This window comes from Wolbachia endosymbiont (group A) of Conops quadrifasciatus (assembly GCF_964027015.1).
GTDB lineage: Bacteria > Pseudomonadota > Alphaproteobacteria > Rickettsiales > Anaplasmataceae > Wolbachia.
This window is the reverse complement of the sequence record NZ_OZ034722.1, coordinates 1,183,495-1,201,202: the sequence shown is the minus strand read 5'-3', so window position 1 is coordinate 1,201,202 and position 17,708 is coordinate 1,183,495. Positions and strand designations below refer to the sequence as shown.

Sequence of the window (17,708 nt, the reverse complement as noted above, 5' to 3'; positions counted from 1 at the left end):
AAATTGAAATTTACATTTTTATGGACTGCTTGTGTTACTCTTTTTAATTGCAATGGGGATGACATAGATTACCGCAGTTTGCAGCGTTTACTTACAATACAAGCTGAAGCTGAAAATGGCGTAGTGTTACTGGGTAGCACAGGTGAAGGCCTATCGCTTACTGATTCTGAAAAGCGTACATTAGTTGAATTTGTATGTAAGCTAAAATTAAATACGAAAATTATAATTGGTGTACCAGGAGTGAATCTATATCAAACTCTTGAATGGCTTGATTTCTGCAAGGGTATGCCTATTCATGGCTATCTAATGACAACTCCCATTTATGCAAAGCCCGGAATTATGGGGCAGACTTTATGGTTTGAAAAGCTGCTTGAGAAAGCACATGTGCCGGCTATGTTTTACAATATTCCATCGAGAGCAGGAGTGAGTCTTCACGCTGAAACTGTACGCAACTTATCCAGCCACGAAAAATTTTGGGCTATCAAAGATTCAAGTGGCACCGTTGATACTTTAGCTCAGTATAAGAAAGTTGCTCCAAATATTGAGGTCTTTTGCGGAGATGATAATATGATATCCGATATGGCCGCTTATGGTGCGGCTGGTCTGGTTTCCGTTGCTTCCAATGTTTGGCCACATGTAGCACATGAATATGTTAAGCAATGCCTACTGTCATTCCAGCACGTAACTAGAAAAAAAACAACTCCTCAAATGACAGGAAATGACATGAAAAGTTCAACAGATATCTGGCAACAAGCTTGCAAAGCTCTATTTATTGCCAGTAACCCAATACCCACTAAAGCACTTTTGCATGATATTGGTCTTATAGAACATCAAACTGTCCGCCTACCACTCAGCACAGAAGACTTGCCTTCTGTTGAGATATTAAGGCAAGCCAATAAAATGATTCTTGGATGGAAAGAACTGACTAATGACTAGGGCTAGGAACACAACCTGCACTAGCACCATTAACTTTCACACCGCTGTCAACCAAGCCACTTGGTGGTGTTGGTGGAGAAGAAAAGCGTTCAGTTATTTTACTCACAAGTTCCACAACAACTCCGTGTGCTATTAGAGTTACAACACTTATAGCTATAGGTGATGTGACACCAAGAGCAACTAAGCCTGCTCCAACTCCAAAACAAAACAACAGCACTTGCTATCAAAGGTACAACACGCTCACTCATGTTATCAATAAGTTTAATATGTTCTTGTTTATCTAGATTTTTTTTTAAAAACTCTTTATTAAGTGACACAATGCCAGAAATTATAAGCCCAATTAGTGGGATCATAGAGCCAATCATTCCCCCTACAATAAGAGGTGATAAACTAGAATGATGCATAGTAAGAGCTATGGTATTAGCTATAAGCCCTATAGATACCGTCTAGTTAGTCAACAAGAAAATTACAAAATAAGGCAATATTTCATATAAGATTGAAAGTATTTTTTTTAACAATCAGCTAAGTAAACCTTCCTCCAACAGCTTTGCCCTGTAGTTTTTGATATGATCTGGATCAAAAGCCTTCTTTGAACCTTAGAACACCAAAAACAATATGGAGTAACTTACGCATCGCAGCTCCCACAATGGCCATATTATGCTTGCCTTTTTCTTTTAATCTCTTGCAAAAAGTCATAATAATAGGATTGTGATTTTTAACTACTATAGCAGGAAAATACATTGCCTTACGTAGTGTTCGTGAACCTGATTTACTTAATCTGGGCTTGGCATATACAGAGGAACCTGACGTTATATTTCGTGGTATAGCTCCAGCATATGCTGCCAATTGCCTGGCATTTCTAAAAGCTTTTATGTCAGGAACTTCAGCTAAGATAGCTATTGCTGATTCCTCTCCTATGCCTGAAATAGTTAATAGAAGTTGAAAATTTTCCAACAACTCTTTGTGTTGCTTTAATAGTTCACGTATGGAGTTTTTTATTGTTTCTATTTTTTGAGCTATATTCATTGCAAGGTCTTCCCAAGCATTTGTAACTTCTTTAGGCAGTCTCTCTTTTTTTTCTAAGTGGTTATTTACTAATGTCAATTCATCTTTTAACGCAGCCGAGCAACGATAAAGATGTTTTAATTTTTTTAACTCAGGAGAAGGTGGTGTCCAACGAGTTGGTTCCTGTCTTTGTCAGTAATCAGCAATAATTTCCGCATCGGTCTGATCATTCTTTTGTCGTACAAGCTTACTTCTTGCATAAGATCTTATGCAAGAAGGATTTACAACACTTACAAAATGTCCAGCATTGTGTAGAAATTCAGCCAGAGCTTCACTATAACAACCAGTAACTTCCATACAAGCTTTCACTTGCTCTACGTTATGTTTTTGTAGAAAGCTCTGCAGACCTTGAAACCGATTATCATCGTTCTTAAAGCTTCTTTTCCTAGTTTCACGTTTTCCTTTTTTACTTATAAATGAGAGAAAAACATCAAAGCGATCTTTTGATACATCTATTCCCAGAAAGTTGTTGATCATATATAACCCCATACGTTACCATTAAAAATGAAAAGTAAGGCTATTCTTGAGGATATAGAATTAGAACCATTTAGGTCTTTCTACGATACCTTCCAGCCTATACCTTTGAGAAGGGAGCTCTTATCTACTTGACAGATTTTATATCTAAGCCCTATGACAGAGTGCTTCCCTTCTCCATCTAATGCTTAAGCTTAAAACATTAGATGCTTTTTACAAGATATAAGACCCTATGGTTATTACTGCATATGATGCAAACTTTTTTTGATTAGGCATAAATTCCCTCTTTATTGATATAATCCTTTATTGTTACATAATGTTGCAACCAATGTCAATTATATAACTGAGGGTTTTTAATTGACTTTGAGCGCACTTTAGTCTATACAATTTTAATATCTTAAGCTATAAGACATGTCAGATCTATAGCTAAAGTGGATTAGGTTTACCGATAATTTGAAAAACAAAAATTCGTCATTCCGCTACTTGTTAGCGGAATCTATGCTGAGATACTGCGAATAAATCGCGGTATGACGTGTTACTTGGGTCAACTATAGGACCTGTACCAGCACCATGACCTTACCCAGAAAAAATGGAGAGAAAGAAAGGAGTTTTTTTGTGGTAATGACCCTACCCAATCAATCCAATTAACAGCTTGCTCATTATAGTCTTGCAACTTTGATTTAATATACAATCCAAGTGTCATTTGAACACTCCCGAACTTATCACTTTATGCCACTGGTCTTCATCTAAAATTTCTACACCTAATTCCACTGCCTTTTTATATTTGGATCCTGGTTTTTCTCCTGCAATTAGGTAGTCAGTTTTAGCAGAAAGATGTGAGCTGACCTTTCCTCCTAGAGTTTTGGCTCTTACTTTTGCCTCTCCTCTACTCATAGCAAGTAGCTTACCAGTAAACACTATAATTTTATTATTTAAAACAGAGTCACTAGAGTTGGAGCTCACAGGAAGAATTTGAAGACAAGCAGTAAGATCATTTAACATTTTGATGTTATGTTCCTTAGAAAAAAATGATTCCAAAGATTCAGCCCCTTTTTTTCCTATGCCGTCTATACCGACTAGCTCAGTATTATCTGATGACAGTTCAATCATCGAATTATACCAATTATAATAAGAAACATAATAATCTGCAAGCAATTCTGCTGCAACTTGGCCAATAAATCTAATACCTAAAGAAAATATAAACCTATCTAGAGTTATTACCCTTCTGCTTTGTATAGAATTTAACAAATTAGCTATAGATTTCTCGCCCCAGCCAGACTGTCCTTCCAGATTAAATTCATCCAATTTTTCTTCTAAAGTAAAAATATCATGGATTTGTTTTATCAGATCAAGGTCGTAAAAAAACTCTATCTGCTTATCACCAAGGCCAACAATGTCAAATGCATTTTTCGATACAAAATGCTTTAGTTTTTCTATTATTTGAGCTTTACAGGCAAATTCCTCAGGACATCTTACTGCCGCCTCTCCCTCAACCTGACGTACTTTACTACCACATTCATGGCATACTCCAGGAAACACAAATTCAGGTGTATTTGGAAGACGAGAATCTCTGTTCACTTCAATGATCTGGGGAATTACATCTCCTGCCCTTTTGATTGTTACAATATCTCCCTCTCTTATGTCTTTACGTTTTATCTCATCTTGGTTATGCAGACTTGCTCTACTAACTAGCACCCCACCAATATTGACTGGCACTAAATCTGCAACTGGAGTTAAAACCCCTGTTCTGCCCACCTGTATAAATATCTTATTTAACTTTGTTTTTGCATAAACTGCAGAAAACTTGTATGCAAGTGCTGAGCGCGGTGCTTTGTGAGTATTCCCTAGACGATTTTGTAGTACCAAATCATTTACTTTATAGACTATTCCATCAATATCATAATCCAAGTTATAGCGACAATTATAGGCCTCGTTATAGAACTTCAGCATTCCATCCAAACTACTCGTTAAGGACTGATGCTCATTTACGCAAAAACCAAGTGCCTCAAGCTTATTTAGTATTTCACTTTGACTTTTCTCTGCTCCACCAATCAAAGAATAAGCAAAATATCTAAGTGGTCTACTTGCTGTAATGTTTACATCCAATTGCTTTAGAGAACCAGCAGCTGCATTTCGAGGATTGGCAAATTCATCGTTTTCATTTAACTTTAAAAAGTCGCTGTTACTGATGTATATTTCACCTCTTACTTCCAATCTACCTTGCACACCTTGCAAAAACTTAGGAAAGCCTTTTATTGTTGCAACATTGTGAGTGACATCTTCCCCTAAAAAACCGTCACCTCGAGTTGCAGCTTTAACAAATCTCCCATCCTCATAAATTGCAGAAAACGACAACCCATCAATTTTTGGCTCACATAATATCTCTATTTTGTCCTCAATTAAAAACCTCTTTATTTTAGACAAAAATTTCTCTACATCTTGTTCGTCATAAGCATTCTCAAGAGAAAGCATAGGTTCTTGATGTTCCACCTTAGAAAACCTCTCATCAGGTGGAGCACCAACACTATCTTGTGTTGCATAAATTTCTGGAAATTGTGCCTCTATTTCAGCTAACTTTTTCTTCAGTTCATCATATTCAGAATCACTTATTTCTGGCTTATTTTTTTGGTGATACAAAACATTATGATAATTTATTTGATCTTGCAGTTTTTCTCTCATCTTTTCTAAGTTAGTCATGATATCAATATAATGCTACATTAGCCTTTGTCGTCAAGTTGTGAATTTTCTTGAATTTATCATATGGTCTTAATCCATCAAATATCAAAGGTGCCACAATGCTATAGCCATACTTATTCTTCTCTTGCTCAATTATATTAGCAGATCTCACTTGCTTTAGCCGTATATTTATATAAAATTAAAATAAATTAGAGTAAATAAGTTATTATTTTACAATATTACTATTTAAATGTTAACAAGATTCGCTCCAAGCCCAACTGGCTATCTCCACGTAGGAAACGTACGGACTGCTTTGGTTTGTTGGATGTACATATGTAATCAAAATGGAAAATTTTTACTCCGTTTTGATGATACTGACCTTCAGCGTTCAGATGTCAAATATATAAATAATATCATAGAAGACCTAAAATGGATTGGTATCGATTGGGATGCAAGTTTTAAGCAATCAGAGCGCTTTGAGCGCTATAACGAGGTGTTCTTGCAGTTAATAAAAGAAGGGCATATTTATGCATGCTATGAAACAAGAGAAGAGTTAGAAATTAAACGAAAGTTGCAATTAAAACAAGGACTTCCTCCTGTTTATGACAGAAGTGCATTGCTTCTAACTGAGCAAGAGAAAATCCATTATGAGCAAGAAGGACGAAGACCACATTTCAGGTTTAAATTGGATAGAAATGAAGTTGTTAAATGGAATGATGAAGTTAAAGGTGAAATAAATATTGCAACAAGTCACATCAGCGATCCTGTGGTAAAAAGAGAAGATGGAATTTATACATACATGCTACCTTCTGTTATTGATGACGTTGACTTTAATGTAACCCATGTTGTACGTGGGGAAGATCATGTAACTAATACCGCAGTTCAGATCCAAATGATTAAAGCATTAAAAGCGAAAATCCCTATATTTACTCACCTTTCTCTACTACATTTTGATGATAGCAAGATATCGAAACGGAAAGGCGGGCTGGATATCAAGTCCATAAGAGAAGATGAGACTGAACCAATGGCGCTAACTAGCTATTTAGCAAAACTTGGAACATCTGATCCGATAGAAGCTCATGTTGACATACAGTCTTTAATTGACTCATTTGATATTAAAAAATTTAGCTCAGTATCTGCACAATTCAGCTTGAGTGAAGTATACAAGCTAAATAGCAAAGTGCTGCAACAAATGTCATTTGAAATTGTACAAGAACGTTTAAATCAAATTGGAGTGGGCTCCTCAGAGTTTTGGTATTTTATAAGGAACAATATAGAAAGGTTTTCTGAGGTGGCCAAGTGGTGGAAAATATGCAAATCTGATATAGAGCCTGTGATTCTTGATAAGGAGCTTATAAAAATTGCGTTCAATGCATTGCCTCAAGGCGACTGTAACGAAAACACATTATCAGAGTGGGTAAAAGCTATTCGACAGACAGTGGATATAAAGGCAAAAGACTTATTTATGCAGTTGCGTTCAGCTTTAACAGGAACAGAAAAAGGACCAGAGCTCGCTAAATTATTAATTTTTATCGGCAAAGAAAATATCATTGCAAGGTTAAAAGAAAAGTGAAAACCAAAGAGTTATAGCTAATGCAAGTCAGTACGTCATACCGCGATTCATTCGCGGTATCTCTAGATCCCGCTAACAAGCAGCGGGATGGCGGTTAGCGGTAAACCTAAGTTACTTTAGCTATATATAAAAGGTTTAAGAGGTTGTATTGATGTATCTTTGTATTAGAAAACACCCAATAAGCAGAGTTGTGAGTGGAATAAACCACAAAATGTAAGTGCTAGGTGGGGTAGTTATAATTGAATTGCCGTAAGAATTTTTTAACTCTGAGATTATCTCTTCATCTGTGTATCCATAATTGATTTTTTTACGAATTGCTTCTCGCATATCATACGCAATCTGAGATCCAGATTCAGACAATGATTCGCCAGAACATATTGGACACCTTATTATTTCAAATAAACTGGTTGCTCGTTTTTCCATGCTTTTATCTCTGAGTTTATTATCCAGAGTAAAAGCGTTTACGCCTGAGTGAAATATCAATATGAAAAGTAAACTAACTACTGCTCTCATCCTTGGTTAATTGGGTTATTTTACTGAGTTGGTTCATAAAATCAGTGGTGGATAACTTTCCAATAAAGCTTGACTCTACATCATCATCGTACTTTATTGAAAATCGAACGCTGTCATCAGTTGTTTTTTCTGATAAGGAAGACATTAATTTTTCAAACGCATCTGAAGTTTTTGAGTCACCAATCATAAACGAGATTAATTCTTTATAATTTGATATAGCCACGTTGATTTTGTCTTTAAATGAAGACGTAACCAAATTATAATTTTGCATTCCACCATCTGCAGCAAGAGAAAAATTATTACTTTGAATTAAAAATTTCTCTATGTTGAAATTAACTCTGGAAGCTGAGATGTGGTTTACAAATTCGTAATCAAATTTAGTGTCGATACTAAGGTAACTTTCAGGACTTGCAGTATTTTTATACCGATAAGTATAAAAATCAAATCCTAGTTTAGTATTTCCACTTGGTTCTTTATCGAGGTGAAATTGAATGTAATTGCTTTTATCATTCACTTCAGTTATAACACTTTGCTGATTTTCTGAAACATCACATTTTAATCCATAATCTTCGTAACGAAGTGTATCTATATAGTCTATCACGGTACTATTTCTGTTGAATTGCAATGAAGATGGTAAATCATTTAGTCTAACAACAAAGTGGCTGCTATCGTTTGTGTGGCATTTTATATTCTTTTTCTCATCACCATGAACAGCAATGTTGACTCCATTGCTTGGTATGTAGATATATACTGATTTATCAAACAATCTATTTTTTATCAATAAAGCATCAGATGAGATGGTTAATTGCTCATTGGAAAATTTTGGGTTTGTCACACGGAAAATTAGGTTAGAAGGAAATCCACTAAAATCATGTGAAATATCGAACTTTTCGTCGTTAATGTATAGTATTGTTTCAGCTAAAAGATTTTTTACCTTACATGCAGAAAAATACCAAAAACCACTATACGCTACAGGAATAAACAAAAGTAAAGAGAGGATAATATAGATAAAAACCTTACGCATGATTCCCCTGTTTATCTAATGATATATTTCTTGTACCCTTTGGTATGGTTACACACAAACCGTCGATATCTTTTGTGATTTTTATTTGGCATCCAAGCCTCGACGTCTCTGTTAAGCCGAAAGCTAGGTCTAACATATCATTTTCCTCATCAGATATGGGATTATGCGTTTCTACAGCATCATAAAATTCTGGATCAACAATCACGTGGCATGTAGAGCAAGCAAGAGAACCTTCACATGCACCTTCAAGCAAATCTAGATCACTTCTGTGGGCTAAATTAAGCAGAGTTTCTCCCTCTGCAGCTTCATAGCTTTTCTTACTCCCATCAGGTAAAACAAAAGTAACAGATGGCATATTATTTCCCTATTAAAATTCTTACTAATTTCTCTGTATTCTACAGGTAACAATTAACATTTGCAAACTCTTTGCAATTCCAGTGCCTATTTCTTGTCATCCAAGTACTCCTTTCTTGTCATTCAAGTAGCTGACTACTTGGATCCAGATTGGATACTGAGTTGGTGAGTATAAAAGTATAGCTTCTACGTCATACCGCCGCGGTATCTCATCCGCTAACACGTAGCAACTGTTCTCCCTCGTCATACCGTCACGGTATCTCTAGATCCCGCTAACACGTAGCGGGATGACGATTCTTCAAATCGTCAAGGTGTCATCCCAGTGCCCTGACTACTTGGATCCAGAAAACTTAACTTTAAATAAGTGGCTGCATAATAAAGACTAGATTCCAGCGTCACGCGCTGGAATGACACCATTTTCGGTCTCTTAAATTGCTTTAGCTACAAACATTAAGAAATTTACCAGGGAGAAAAAAAAGGCAAAGAACTCCCGTGGTGCAAGTTTTGACTCTCTAATACTTTAAATTGGCGCTGTAATAATGTGCTGACGCTTAGTTTAAGCGCGGTTTGGCTGAATGTAGAAAAAATTTAAAAGACATGCAGCCGCTATAATTTTATGTAATCCGCCAAAAAATACCCTAAGTTTTTTACTGAATTTTGTCATTGAGCCTGCAGGTCAAAAACAAGTTTTGAGTCATAAATACCCTTATTATCATAATAAGGGGGCTGGCGGAGGGTGTCAAGTAAGTTTTTCGTTTCTACTGAATGACAGTTGTAACCTATGCAAGAAGTCTGTTGTAGTTTGTACGATATCTTTATAAAATGGTTCGCATAAGTTATCTAGCAGTGCAACTAAACAAATACAAAAATCAAAACGTCGCGGTTTTTGGTCTTGGTAAAACTGGTTTATCCGTCATTAACGCTCTGATAAAGAGTGGTGCAAGAGTATATGCATGGGATGATCATGAAGAGCAAATAGCAAACGCAAAAATGATGTATAAAAAATGTAATTTTATTCATCCCAAGGAATATAATTGGCATGAGATCAGTGCATTGGTTTTAAGCCCTGGAGTGCCAACAGAGCCACATTGGATAGTAAAACTTGCAAGAAGCTTTGATTGCAAAATAAAATCAGACATTGAGCTATTTCTTGAAGCTAAAACTACAAACCAGAAGGTAATAGGCGTCACAGGAACAAATGGTAAATCAACCACTACATCACTAATAGGGCACATATTAAAATCTGCAGGGAAAAAAGTGGCTATTGGCGGAAATTTAGGTGTTACTGTTTTGGATCTAGAAAGAGATGCAGAAATTTATGTAATTGAATTTTCCTCTTTTCAATTGGAGCTGATGAATAAAATTAACGTGGACATTTCAGCACTGCTCAATATTACACCAGATCACATAGATAGGCATGGAAGTATGGAGAATTACATAGCAACTAAATTAAAACTGATAAACGGTAGTGAGATTGCTGTGATAGGATGTGACAATGAGATTACTGCTGATATATTCAACAAATTTACTGGAAACAAAATTCCAATTTCAGTAACATATTCCCCGGTGTCATTCCAGCGCGTGACGCTGGAATCCAGAAAAGAAAAACCATTGCCAACTACTCAGATGACAGAGGGTGGTGCAAGAGATCTAATATCATTGGCAGGTAACAATTTGCTTGATTATAGTGAACAGATTACTGGTATAGATCGAAATTATCTGGATCCCAGTGTCAGCTACTTGGATGACAAAAGGGGCACTGGGATCCAGAAGATCTCGTTAAAACTAGAGAATCATAGCTTATCAGTAAGCGACGTGAAAATAAACCTAATATCCAACGCAGAAAACATAGCAGCCGCATATGCCGTATGTAAGCTGCTTAAAATAGATAGCAACACTATTATCAATGGAATCAAGTCCTTTTCAGGACTGAGGCATAGGAATGAACTGCTTGGCAAAATAAGAAATGTGTTTTTCGTGAACGATAGCAAAGCAACTAATGCCAAGTCGAGCGAAAAGGCGATCTTATCTTATGAAAACATAAATTGGATCGTTGGTGGAAGAAGCAAAAAAGGTGGAATAGAATCATTAAGCAAGCATTTCACAAGGATTAGAAAAGCTTTTCTTATTGGGGAATCAACCGAAGCCTTTGCAAATACTATGGAGAATAAAGTAGATTTCGTGAAATGTTGCAATTTGAAAAACGCACTTAAACTAGCTTTTGAAGAGGCCATAAATAGCGAAGAAGAAGTAACAATATTACTTTCTCCCACGTGTGCTTCTTTTGATCAATGGAAAAATTTCGAGGAACGCGGCGAAGCATTTTGTAGAATGTTTGAAAATCTCAGGTACAATCACACATGCTGTTTAGTATAATGTTGCGTGGAACAAGATGAAATAAAGTTAATAATAGATAAGCTAATTAGGGTTATTCCATTTGAAGGGATAAGCGATGAAACCCTATTAAAGGTGTGCACAGACCTTAATCTAGCTAATAGCTTTTGCAAATTTCAGAATGGAATATATAGTGCTTTGGAGCACATAGCAGAAAACTTAAATAGCTCAATGGAGGCTGAACTAAGAAATTCTAATTTAGAGGTTATGAGGGTACGAGAACGAATAAAGTTAGCTATTCAAATACGCCTTTCAAACTACGCTAAGCTACCGAATTATAGAGAACTTTTAAAAAATGTTTTATTATTCTCTGTATCACCAAAAAATACATATTTTTCTAGTAAACTTTTATACAGAACTATTAGCGCGATTTGGTATGGCATTCATGATCAATCAACAGATTTTAACTACTATACAAAAAGAGCAATATTAGCTGGAGTGTGCTTAAGTACGATACTTTTTTTTATCAATGATTATTCAGAAGATTTTGCGGATACTTTATCGTTTCTTGATAACCGTATTAACAATGTCATGACATTTCAAAAATTCAAAACTCGCTTAAAAGGAATCATAAGAAATTTCTTATAAGCTTTTCATCATACTGGTTATTCATATTTATATTCTAAAACTATCTTGATTTTTTTTTGATCTTTATGTTAAAATAGCTTAATATTTATTAACAATAAAATGAAAGTTATTTATTACACCAATGGTAATATCAGGCCAGAAGAAAATGCAAAACACGTGATAAACTTTTTTGGAGTACTTGGGTGTATTAAGGTTAATGCTCTTGGTAAAGATGCACCTAAGGGGCAAGAAAGTAAGTTAGTTAAGCATTATTTTGACTATCCCTATTTCTCTAGAATTGTTAATTCAGAATTCTTTCAAAAAGAATTAAATGCTGAAGAAAAAAAATTCAAAAGGAGAATAGTATCACTATGGTTATGTTCTGCTATATTGTCTACTGCTTCTATTGTATCGTTATACTTGGCATACCAGAATCAAAAATCAAAAAAGGTGCTTACAGGGTTAGCTTTTGCATCAGTAGTGCTATCAATTTTGGCTACTGTGTGCTTTGCTGTAGTTTGCTTATGGATGTTTTTTGACTTTATTAAGAAGAGATTTGTAGTACACAGAATTAAAAGCTTTTTGGAAAGTGAAGTCAGCCCTGAGTGGATAAAGTGTTATAAAAAAGAACTCACAGGTGAAAATCCAGCAATAAATGCAAAAGCTCACGATCAAGAGTTAGGAGAAAATAAAGATATAGAAGATATTGTAGAGTTCCTCTTGGAAAGAAAGAAAATTGTAGCGCTATATAATTTTCTAACAAACGGTGAAAAGTTAGTTCAAGCTGGAATGGCAATGGTAAACATGTTGCTTGTACAAGGTGTGCATCCAAACGATATAATTTTGGATACTAATTCTCTTGGAGGAGGAGTTGCAGCAGAAGTTTTAAAAAGGTTTCAAAAGCAAGGGATTTATTTAACGCTAATTCATAGTAACTCTTATAGCTCACTTAAGGAGACAGTCAGAGATTCTCCTAAGAGCTTAGTGAAATGGCTTCCCTCAATGCTCTTGAATCGTTGGTTTGGGAGATGTGAATTAGATTTTAATCCACGAAAAATTGTAGAGGATACAAAATGCCCTGTCTTAATTGCTGGCAGGAAAGGCGATACTGTGATTCCACAGGAAATACAACTTGTTGGTAAACTTGAAGATCAATCCACCACAAAAAGGCTAAGAAGAAATATAGTGCTTGCACATGATCCTGCAATACCTTGCGAGAATAAGAATATTCATACTGATTACAAAGAACATTTTATTCACCGTCAGGATAACAATAATGGAACAAACTACAAAGAAGAGGTGAAGCAGTTTATCGAAAAAGCACATAAATATTTGTTGGAAGGTGAATTTAATAAAAAATTTGATCTAGAGAAGTACAGAGTAAGTGGTATCTTCACAAGCTTGGAGAAAATAGAACTGAAACCCATCAATGAAGAGTATATGCAAGTTTAAGTTAATAGAGAAAGAAAAATTATTCTTGCTATACCATAGGTACGTTCCAAGATTATACTAAAGTTTTTATTGCACTCAAAACCTTCGTTTTTCCTAATCTCTAGAATTATCAATGCATCATCACTTAACCAGCCTGAGTGAGCTAGTCCATTCAACGTTGATTCAACTAGATTGCTATTGTAAGGTGGGTCTATAAAAACTACATCGCACTTTGAAATAGGTTGTGGCAATTTGTTAGCACTGCAACAAATTAGCGTGACATTGTTCGTAATTCCAAAATCTTCTGCTGTTTTTTTAGGCAGTTGCAAATTGTAATAATCTGAATCCAACATGAATGCATGTTTAGCGCTGCGAGAAAGTGCTTCAAATGAAAAAGAGCCACTTCCGCAGAATAAATCAAGTACATTCAAGTTATAAATAGGTTTTCTTGAGGAAAGTATACTAAATATTGCTTCTCGGACAACACTCATAGTTGGCCGTGCAGCTAAATGCTTACCTGTAGTTATTTTTCTTCCGCGATATTTGCCTGCAATGATGCGTAGCATACTAAATAAGCTCCAAAATAACTAATTATTTATACTATATGATTAATGTCAATATGGCTTTAGCAGTTTAATAGAGAGAAGCTATCGAGTCGCTTGTAAGAAAAACACAAACACAAAACTCATCCGTTATTTTTTTCTGATTTGCTTACTGCATTAATTGCTTGACCAATCTCATCTTGTAAACCACCATAATCATTTCTTTCATCATGATTTATCCCTTCAATTCTGCTTTCTAACTCCAGCTTAATTATAGTATTAATTTTATCTATGTTATCGAGAAAGCTTTTACATTCTTCATCACTATACTCTTCGCCAGATGCCTTTTTTTCGATAAATAGACTTTTAAATTCTGCGAGATCAGAATTCTGATCGGTATTTAGTACAACATTTCTCTCTATGAAGCTAAGATCCGACAGTAATAAACTAATCTCTAATAGATCTTCACTTTTCACGCTTTTAAGGTCTTCAAGGCTTTCTAAAATACTAAACACCTTAAGCCTTTCTTGTGCAATCTCTTTGTCTTCCTTATCAAATTCAGACAATAAACTATGATTATCTACAAATTTCTCACTCAAAGCTTTATTTAATTTAGTGAGGTCGATATTGTTGTCTGGTGTGTTGTCTAATAGTAGATCTACTCTTGCCCTACGCGCATTTAAAATGTCATCGTAGTCATTTAACTTTATATTACCATCACCGTCTTGCTGCAGACCATAATAATTTAATCCTTTAAAGTTATGATTCTTCGTCATTATCACCCCTTTCATTATTCTCACGTTCTGTATCTTCTCCAAAAAGTAATGAGGTGTCGTAATTTTCGCCTTCTCGATCTCTTTCTTTTTTTCTTCTAGCTCTTTCAGCACGTTTTTCTATAGCTTCCGGAGTATTAGTGTATTTTTCTGTGCCTAACTCTCGTGCTAATTCATTTGATTGATCAGACTTATCTTCCTTTAGTGGTTGATCAAGCTTGTCTTTTTCTGGTTCTCTCTTACGTCCGATAGTGTAATCATGAAGTTTTTCTAAGAAATCTCGCCTATGCGATTTTGCTCTACAGAGCAGATTACCTTGGTAACCATCTTTTTCTCCTGTACGGTGGCTAACTCCTATAGAATCAAGGCCATGCTCCCAAGTAAACTTCATAGCATCTTCTATTGTATAGCCCAAATGTGACCCTACATATCCTTTATAATAATCTAAATATTTACCAATCCTTCTATGTGTAATATCTTCTTTATCAACTCCAAATGCCCTGTAAATTTTTTCCTCAAGCTTGTCAATATCATTTTCAGGCGATGTTGCAAACTTCGTTGCTTCAATAGTAGTACCTACAAATTTACGTGGCACATCAATAGCGTATTTTAGCACTCCTCCAACTCTTGGTATTCTCCCCAGCAGATTAGCTGTACCTCCGGCTAATCTATCCGGTAAATGAGTAGCCCAATTACCTAAAGATTCTAGTTTTCCACCAATTGCGTCTTGCCAATAACGCCGTTTTAATTCTTCCATTATGCCAACCAAAGGCGATGCTTCATACATTTTAGATATATTGTAAACGCTGAATCCACCACCAGCTATACTTGAGCCCATTTGTTGTACGAACTCGCGTAAAGAGAACATTAAAAATGAAAGCAAGAATAATATAAAGATTTCCCCTGCATTGATTAAATAACCTTTCTGTATGTCTTGCACCCTTTGGTAATCACTATTTTCTTGATAATTTTTGCAATCCTCACAATCTTTACATTTCTGACAGTATTCACTGTTGGGATCCCTATATAATTTGTGCAAATCCTGTAATTGGCAATGTGGCTCTCGTCTAATAACATCCTGCACCAAAGACTTTATCTCTCTTTTGAGATCTGGTCTTATGATACCATTTCTATAATCATTCATCATCTCCCGATAATTGCTGCATTTCTCATCTACTGACCTGCAGTAAAATTCTCTTATTTTACTGTCTATATCTATTCCTCTATCTATACTATTAATCAGCAATAAGATATCAGTCTTGTCCACTGCATGTGATAAACTATTTGTTAAGCGTACTAGATCTTTTGCACTACAGCCATTACTAACTATCATATCACTTTCCGCAATATAGTGGTCTGCTGGATTCTTTTTAGTACCAGGAATTGGGTTAAAGAAAGGGTAATCTATATAACGAAAACCTTTTTCAATGTAATCCGGTGGAAGAGGGATATACCCAGCACCGCCAGTAAATTTTATTGTACCACCTTCTCTGCTTATCTTTTCTATACCTTCTATGTTCTTATCTACGTTCAGCGGAGAAGCTTCTCCAAGAGTGTAAGGTACGAAAATTTGCCCTGGGGTCCAACCAAAGTACTGCTTATCAACGATACAAAAACCGCCAAACACCCATTTTGGAGCACATAACCTTACCTCAAAACATTTATTGTAGCATACAGTAAAACCTAACTGCCTATAAAAGGTATTCATTATAATGGAAGCCAGTAATGACAAGAGAGCAAATATCATAATCGACTGTAAACAAAAGCTGATGCAGAATTTTATCCAACCTTCAAACAGACTTTTCAGCGGTGAAAATAAAATAGAGATCAGGAACAATGGCATGATAGCTATAAGAAAAGCTATACCCATAAAACCAGAGAGAAATATTATGTAAGCATATAAGCACAGCAAGAAATATAAAACTATCCCTATGAAAATTGCTGCTATCATAAGTAAGCTTGCCCACATTTGGTAATGTAAAAACGCTGCAAACTTTTTCCAAACAGAATAAGCAAAAAACTTATTGAACATATCCTCCATGAAGCTGAACAATTTAATACGGGCAGCTTCATCTCCTTGAGCAACGTTTGAATTACCTCCGGTGTTCATGTTGGGAGCAAAATTAGTAATTATGCTTATCAATTGTTCAAGACCTTTGACAAATAAAACAAGAAAATGATCATAGAAAAATCTAAAACTTCCAGGAGATATAAGCACTATTACTAGAGTGATTTTCATCATTCTGATGAGCATATCGTGCTTAGTTTCTCGTATCATACCAAAAAGATAAAGAAGCGATGAAATCACTACAAATAGAACAAGCAAGGAAAGAACAAAATTGTGAAAGCTCGTACTTTTTTCAGCTATGTTTTTGAACATAGCTTGTGCAACTGCAGGATCATTGCTATTAAAATGTTCTTTGCAATTTTCGTTAATCAATAATGCACATTTTAGATAGTTATAAATGTAATCAAAAAACCCAAAACTACTTGGCTGCTGCACTCCACTTAAGAACTCAAAAGAGTAGCCACCTACATTATCTAAGTAATATCTATCTAATATTTTTACATATATTTTCCATCCCTTTTTTAACTCCAATGCATCACAATTTTCGTCCTTTAATTTAGTGCTATCTCTGTCTAAAGTAAAAAGTCCATTGTCGCCCTCAGCTGTGGAGTTATAACCTAGATGTACAGTAGGAGATGAAGGATTACGCATAGATTTCAAATCTTTGTTAGGATTATCGTCACCAGGTCTTTGAAACAAAAGGTAAGCACCATGACCGTTGGTAAACCAACATGGAGCACCACGTGATACTGTATTTGCGCTATTATCTTCATTAATGCACTTACAATTCACAGTGCAACTTGCATTATGATTACTTGAAAATTTTTGTATCCTAGGTTTATAATCATTACAAACTAAGTGAAAGTCAGGTAGACTATTATCACCTGACTTGCCTTCAAATTTCGTTGCGTATCTTAATTGCTCCAAACTTTGCAAATTATAATTACCTCCAGATTTTTTCTTATTGTTATTACCCCAAGATGTCCATGCACCATTAACTCGCACTTTTAAACTATCTCCATTAGTTTCGAGTCCAGTATCCTTCCACTTCACCACTTGGTTATGGTGAAAACCAGAATTAATTTCGCCAGTTTCAGGATCAATAACTTCTCTATCTTCTGGAATAAACGCATCGTGGTCGCTTGAAAAATGAGCGCTTACTGCAATAGGTTCAGGACCAAAATAGTCAGCAGATATGCACCTTGGAAAAGGCATATCGTTCTTACTACAACCTGTGATCAGCACATAAGCTGCAAGAAGTAATACCCTAAACCAACATTTGCCTAAGCGTGATTGCATATCTAAACTTTTTCCAAAT

13 protein-coding genes and 1 pseudogene are annotated in these 17,708 nt (G+C 35.4%); 5 read left to right on the top strand and 9 right to left on the bottom strand.

What is annotated here, in order from left to right:
- Positions 1–3 precede the first annotated feature (3 nt).
- Positions 4–936, top strand: a complete 933-nt coding sequence (gene dapA, locus AAGD69_RS06200; protein ID WP_341812035.1) for a 4-hydroxy-tetrahydrodipicolinate synthase — start codon at positions 4–6, stop codon at positions 934–936.
- On the opposite strand, the gene AAGD69_RS06195 is transcribed toward dapA, so the two are convergent.
- The 3 genes and pseudogenes from AAGD69_RS06195 to ligA all read right to left on the bottom strand — a co-directional run bounded on the left by AAGD69_RS06195 (position 926) and on the right by ligA (position 5,172).
- The gene (locus AAGD69_RS06195) at positions 926–1,153 is read right to left on the bottom strand and encodes a hypothetical protein (RefSeq protein WP_341812034.1); all 228 of its coding nucleotides are present in this window, start codon (positions 1,151–1,153) and stop codon (positions 926–928) included. The genes dapA and AAGD69_RS06195 overlap by 11 nt on opposite strands.
- 301 nt (positions 1,154–1,454) lie before the next feature.
- A pseudogene (locus tag AAGD69_RS06190) lies at positions 1,455–2,478 on the bottom strand (IS110 family transposase).
- 696 nt (positions 2,479–3,174) lie between these two features.
- Positions 3,175–5,172, bottom strand: a complete 1,998-nt coding sequence (ligA, locus tag AAGD69_RS06185) for an NAD-dependent DNA ligase LigA (protein WP_341812033.1) — start codon at positions 5,170–5,172, stop codon at positions 3,175–3,177.
- Positions 5,173–5,401: 229 nt separating this feature from the next.
- Here ligA and gltX point away from each other — a divergent pair, with 229 nt between their 5' ends.
- Positions 5,402–6,724, top strand: a complete 1,323-nt coding sequence (gltX, locus tag AAGD69_RS06180) for a glutamate--tRNA ligase (RefSeq protein WP_341812032.1) — start codon at positions 5,402–5,404, stop codon at positions 6,722–6,724.
- A 135-nt stretch (positions 6,725–6,859) separates the two neighbouring features.
- On the opposite strand, the gene AAGD69_RS06175 is transcribed toward gltX, so the two are convergent.
- From AAGD69_RS06175 to AAGD69_RS06165, 3 genes are read right to left on the bottom strand one after another with little or no spacing between them, the layout of a single operon-like run.
- Positions 6,860–7,237, bottom strand: coding sequence for a cytochrome c-type biogenesis protein CcmH (locus tag AAGD69_RS06175; RefSeq protein WP_341812031.1), 378 nt, complete (start codon positions 7,235–7,237; stop codon positions 6,860–6,862).
- Positions 7,221–8,261 (bottom strand): hypothetical protein, encoded by a 1,041-nt coding sequence (locus AAGD69_RS06170; RefSeq protein ID WP_341812030.1) that lies wholly within the window; start codon positions 8,259–8,261, stop codon positions 7,221–7,223. The genes AAGD69_RS06175 and AAGD69_RS06170 overlap by 17 nt, the downstream gene beginning before the upstream one ends.
- On the bottom strand, positions 8,254–8,616 hold the full coding sequence (locus tag AAGD69_RS06165) for a ferredoxin family 2Fe-2S iron-sulfur cluster binding protein (RefSeq protein WP_341812029.1): 363 nt from the start codon (positions 8,614–8,616) through the stop codon (positions 8,254–8,256). The genes AAGD69_RS06170 and AAGD69_RS06165 overlap by 8 nt, the downstream gene beginning before the upstream one ends.
- Positions 8,617–9,437: 821 nt before the next feature.
- On the opposite strand from AAGD69_RS06165, the gene AAGD69_RS06160 reads away from it, so the two are divergent.
- The 3 genes from AAGD69_RS06160 (at position 9,438) to AAGD69_RS06150 (ending at position 13,028) form a co-directional block, all read left to right on the top strand.
- Entirely contained in the window at positions 9,438–10,991 is a 1,554-nt protein-coding gene (locus tag AAGD69_RS06160; protein ID WP_341812028.1) for a UDP-N-acetylmuramoyl-L-alanine--D-glutamate ligase, read from the top strand.
- A 6-nt stretch (positions 10,992–10,997) separates the two neighbouring features.
- A complete protein-coding gene (locus tag AAGD69_RS06155; protein WP_341812027.1) occupies positions 10,998–11,597 on the top strand; it encodes a COQ9 family protein in 600 nt (199 codons plus the stop codon).
- Between the two features lie 99 nt (positions 11,598–11,696).
- Positions 11,697–13,028, top strand: coding sequence for a hypothetical protein (locus AAGD69_RS06150; protein ID WP_341812026.1), 1,332 nt, complete (start codon positions 11,697–11,699; stop codon positions 13,026–13,028).
- Here the strand turns inward: AAGD69_RS06150 and rsmD are convergent.
- The 3 genes from rsmD to AAGD69_RS06135 form a co-directional block, all read right to left on the bottom strand.
- Positions 13,025–13,573 (bottom strand): 16S rRNA (guanine(966)-N(2))-methyltransferase RsmD, encoded by a 549-nt coding sequence (gene rsmD / locus AAGD69_RS06145; RefSeq protein ID WP_341812025.1) that lies wholly within the window; start codon positions 13,571–13,573, stop codon positions 13,025–13,027. The two genes, AAGD69_RS06150 and rsmD, sit on opposite strands and share 4 nt — an antisense overlap.
- Positions 13,574–13,692: 119 nt before the next feature.
- Positions 13,693–14,325 carry a hypothetical protein gene (locus AAGD69_RS06140; RefSeq protein WP_341812024.1) on the bottom strand — a complete coding sequence of 211 codons (633 nt, stop codon included), beginning with the start codon at positions 14,323–14,325 and terminating at the stop codon, positions 13,693–13,695.
- Positions 14,309–17,689 (bottom strand): type IV secretion system protein, encoded by a 3,381-nt coding sequence (locus tag AAGD69_RS06135; RefSeq protein ID WP_341812023.1) that lies wholly within the window; start codon positions 17,687–17,689, stop codon positions 14,309–14,311. Before AAGD69_RS06135 ends, AAGD69_RS06140 begins: the two co-directional genes overlap by 17 nt.
- Positions 17,690–17,708 lie beyond the last annotated feature (19 nt).

Coding starts and splice junctions, on each gene's coding strand:
- ligA (WP_341812033.1), bottom strand. CDS start 5,172: ATGACTAACTTAGAAAAGATGAGAGAAAAACTGCAAGATCAAATAAAT.
- gltX (WP_341812032.1), top strand. CDS start 5,402: ATGTTAACAAGATTCGCTCCAAGCCCAACTGGCTATCTCCACGTAGGA.
- AAGD69_RS06175 (WP_341812031.1), bottom strand. CDS start 7,237: ATGAGAGCAGTAGTTAGTTTACTTTTCATATTGATATTTCACTCAGGC.
- AAGD69_RS06170 (WP_341812030.1), bottom strand. CDS start 8,261: ATGCGTAAGGTTTTTATCTATATTATCCTCTCTTTACTTTTGTTTATT.
- AAGD69_RS06165 (WP_341812029.1), bottom strand. CDS start 8,616: ATGCCATCTGTTACTTTTGTTTTACCTGATGGGAGTAAGAAAAGCTAT.
- AAGD69_RS06160 (WP_341812028.1), top strand. CDS start 9,438: ATGGTTCGCATAAGTTATCTAGCAGTGCAACTAAACAAATACAAAAAT.
- AAGD69_RS06150 (WP_341812026.1), top strand. CDS start 11,697: ATGAAAGTTATTTATTACACCAATGGTAATATCAGGCCAGAAGAAAAT.
- rsmD (WP_341812025.1), bottom strand. CDS start 13,573: ATGCTACGCATCATTGCAGGCAAATATCGCGGAAGAAAAATAACTACA.
- AAGD69_RS06140 (WP_341812024.1), bottom strand. CDS start 14,325: ATGACGAAGAATCATAACTTTAAAGGATTAAATTATTATGGTCTGCAG.
- AAGD69_RS06135 (WP_341812023.1), bottom strand. CDS start 17,689: ATGCAATCACGCTTAGGCAAATGTTGGTTTAGGGTATTACTTCTTGCA.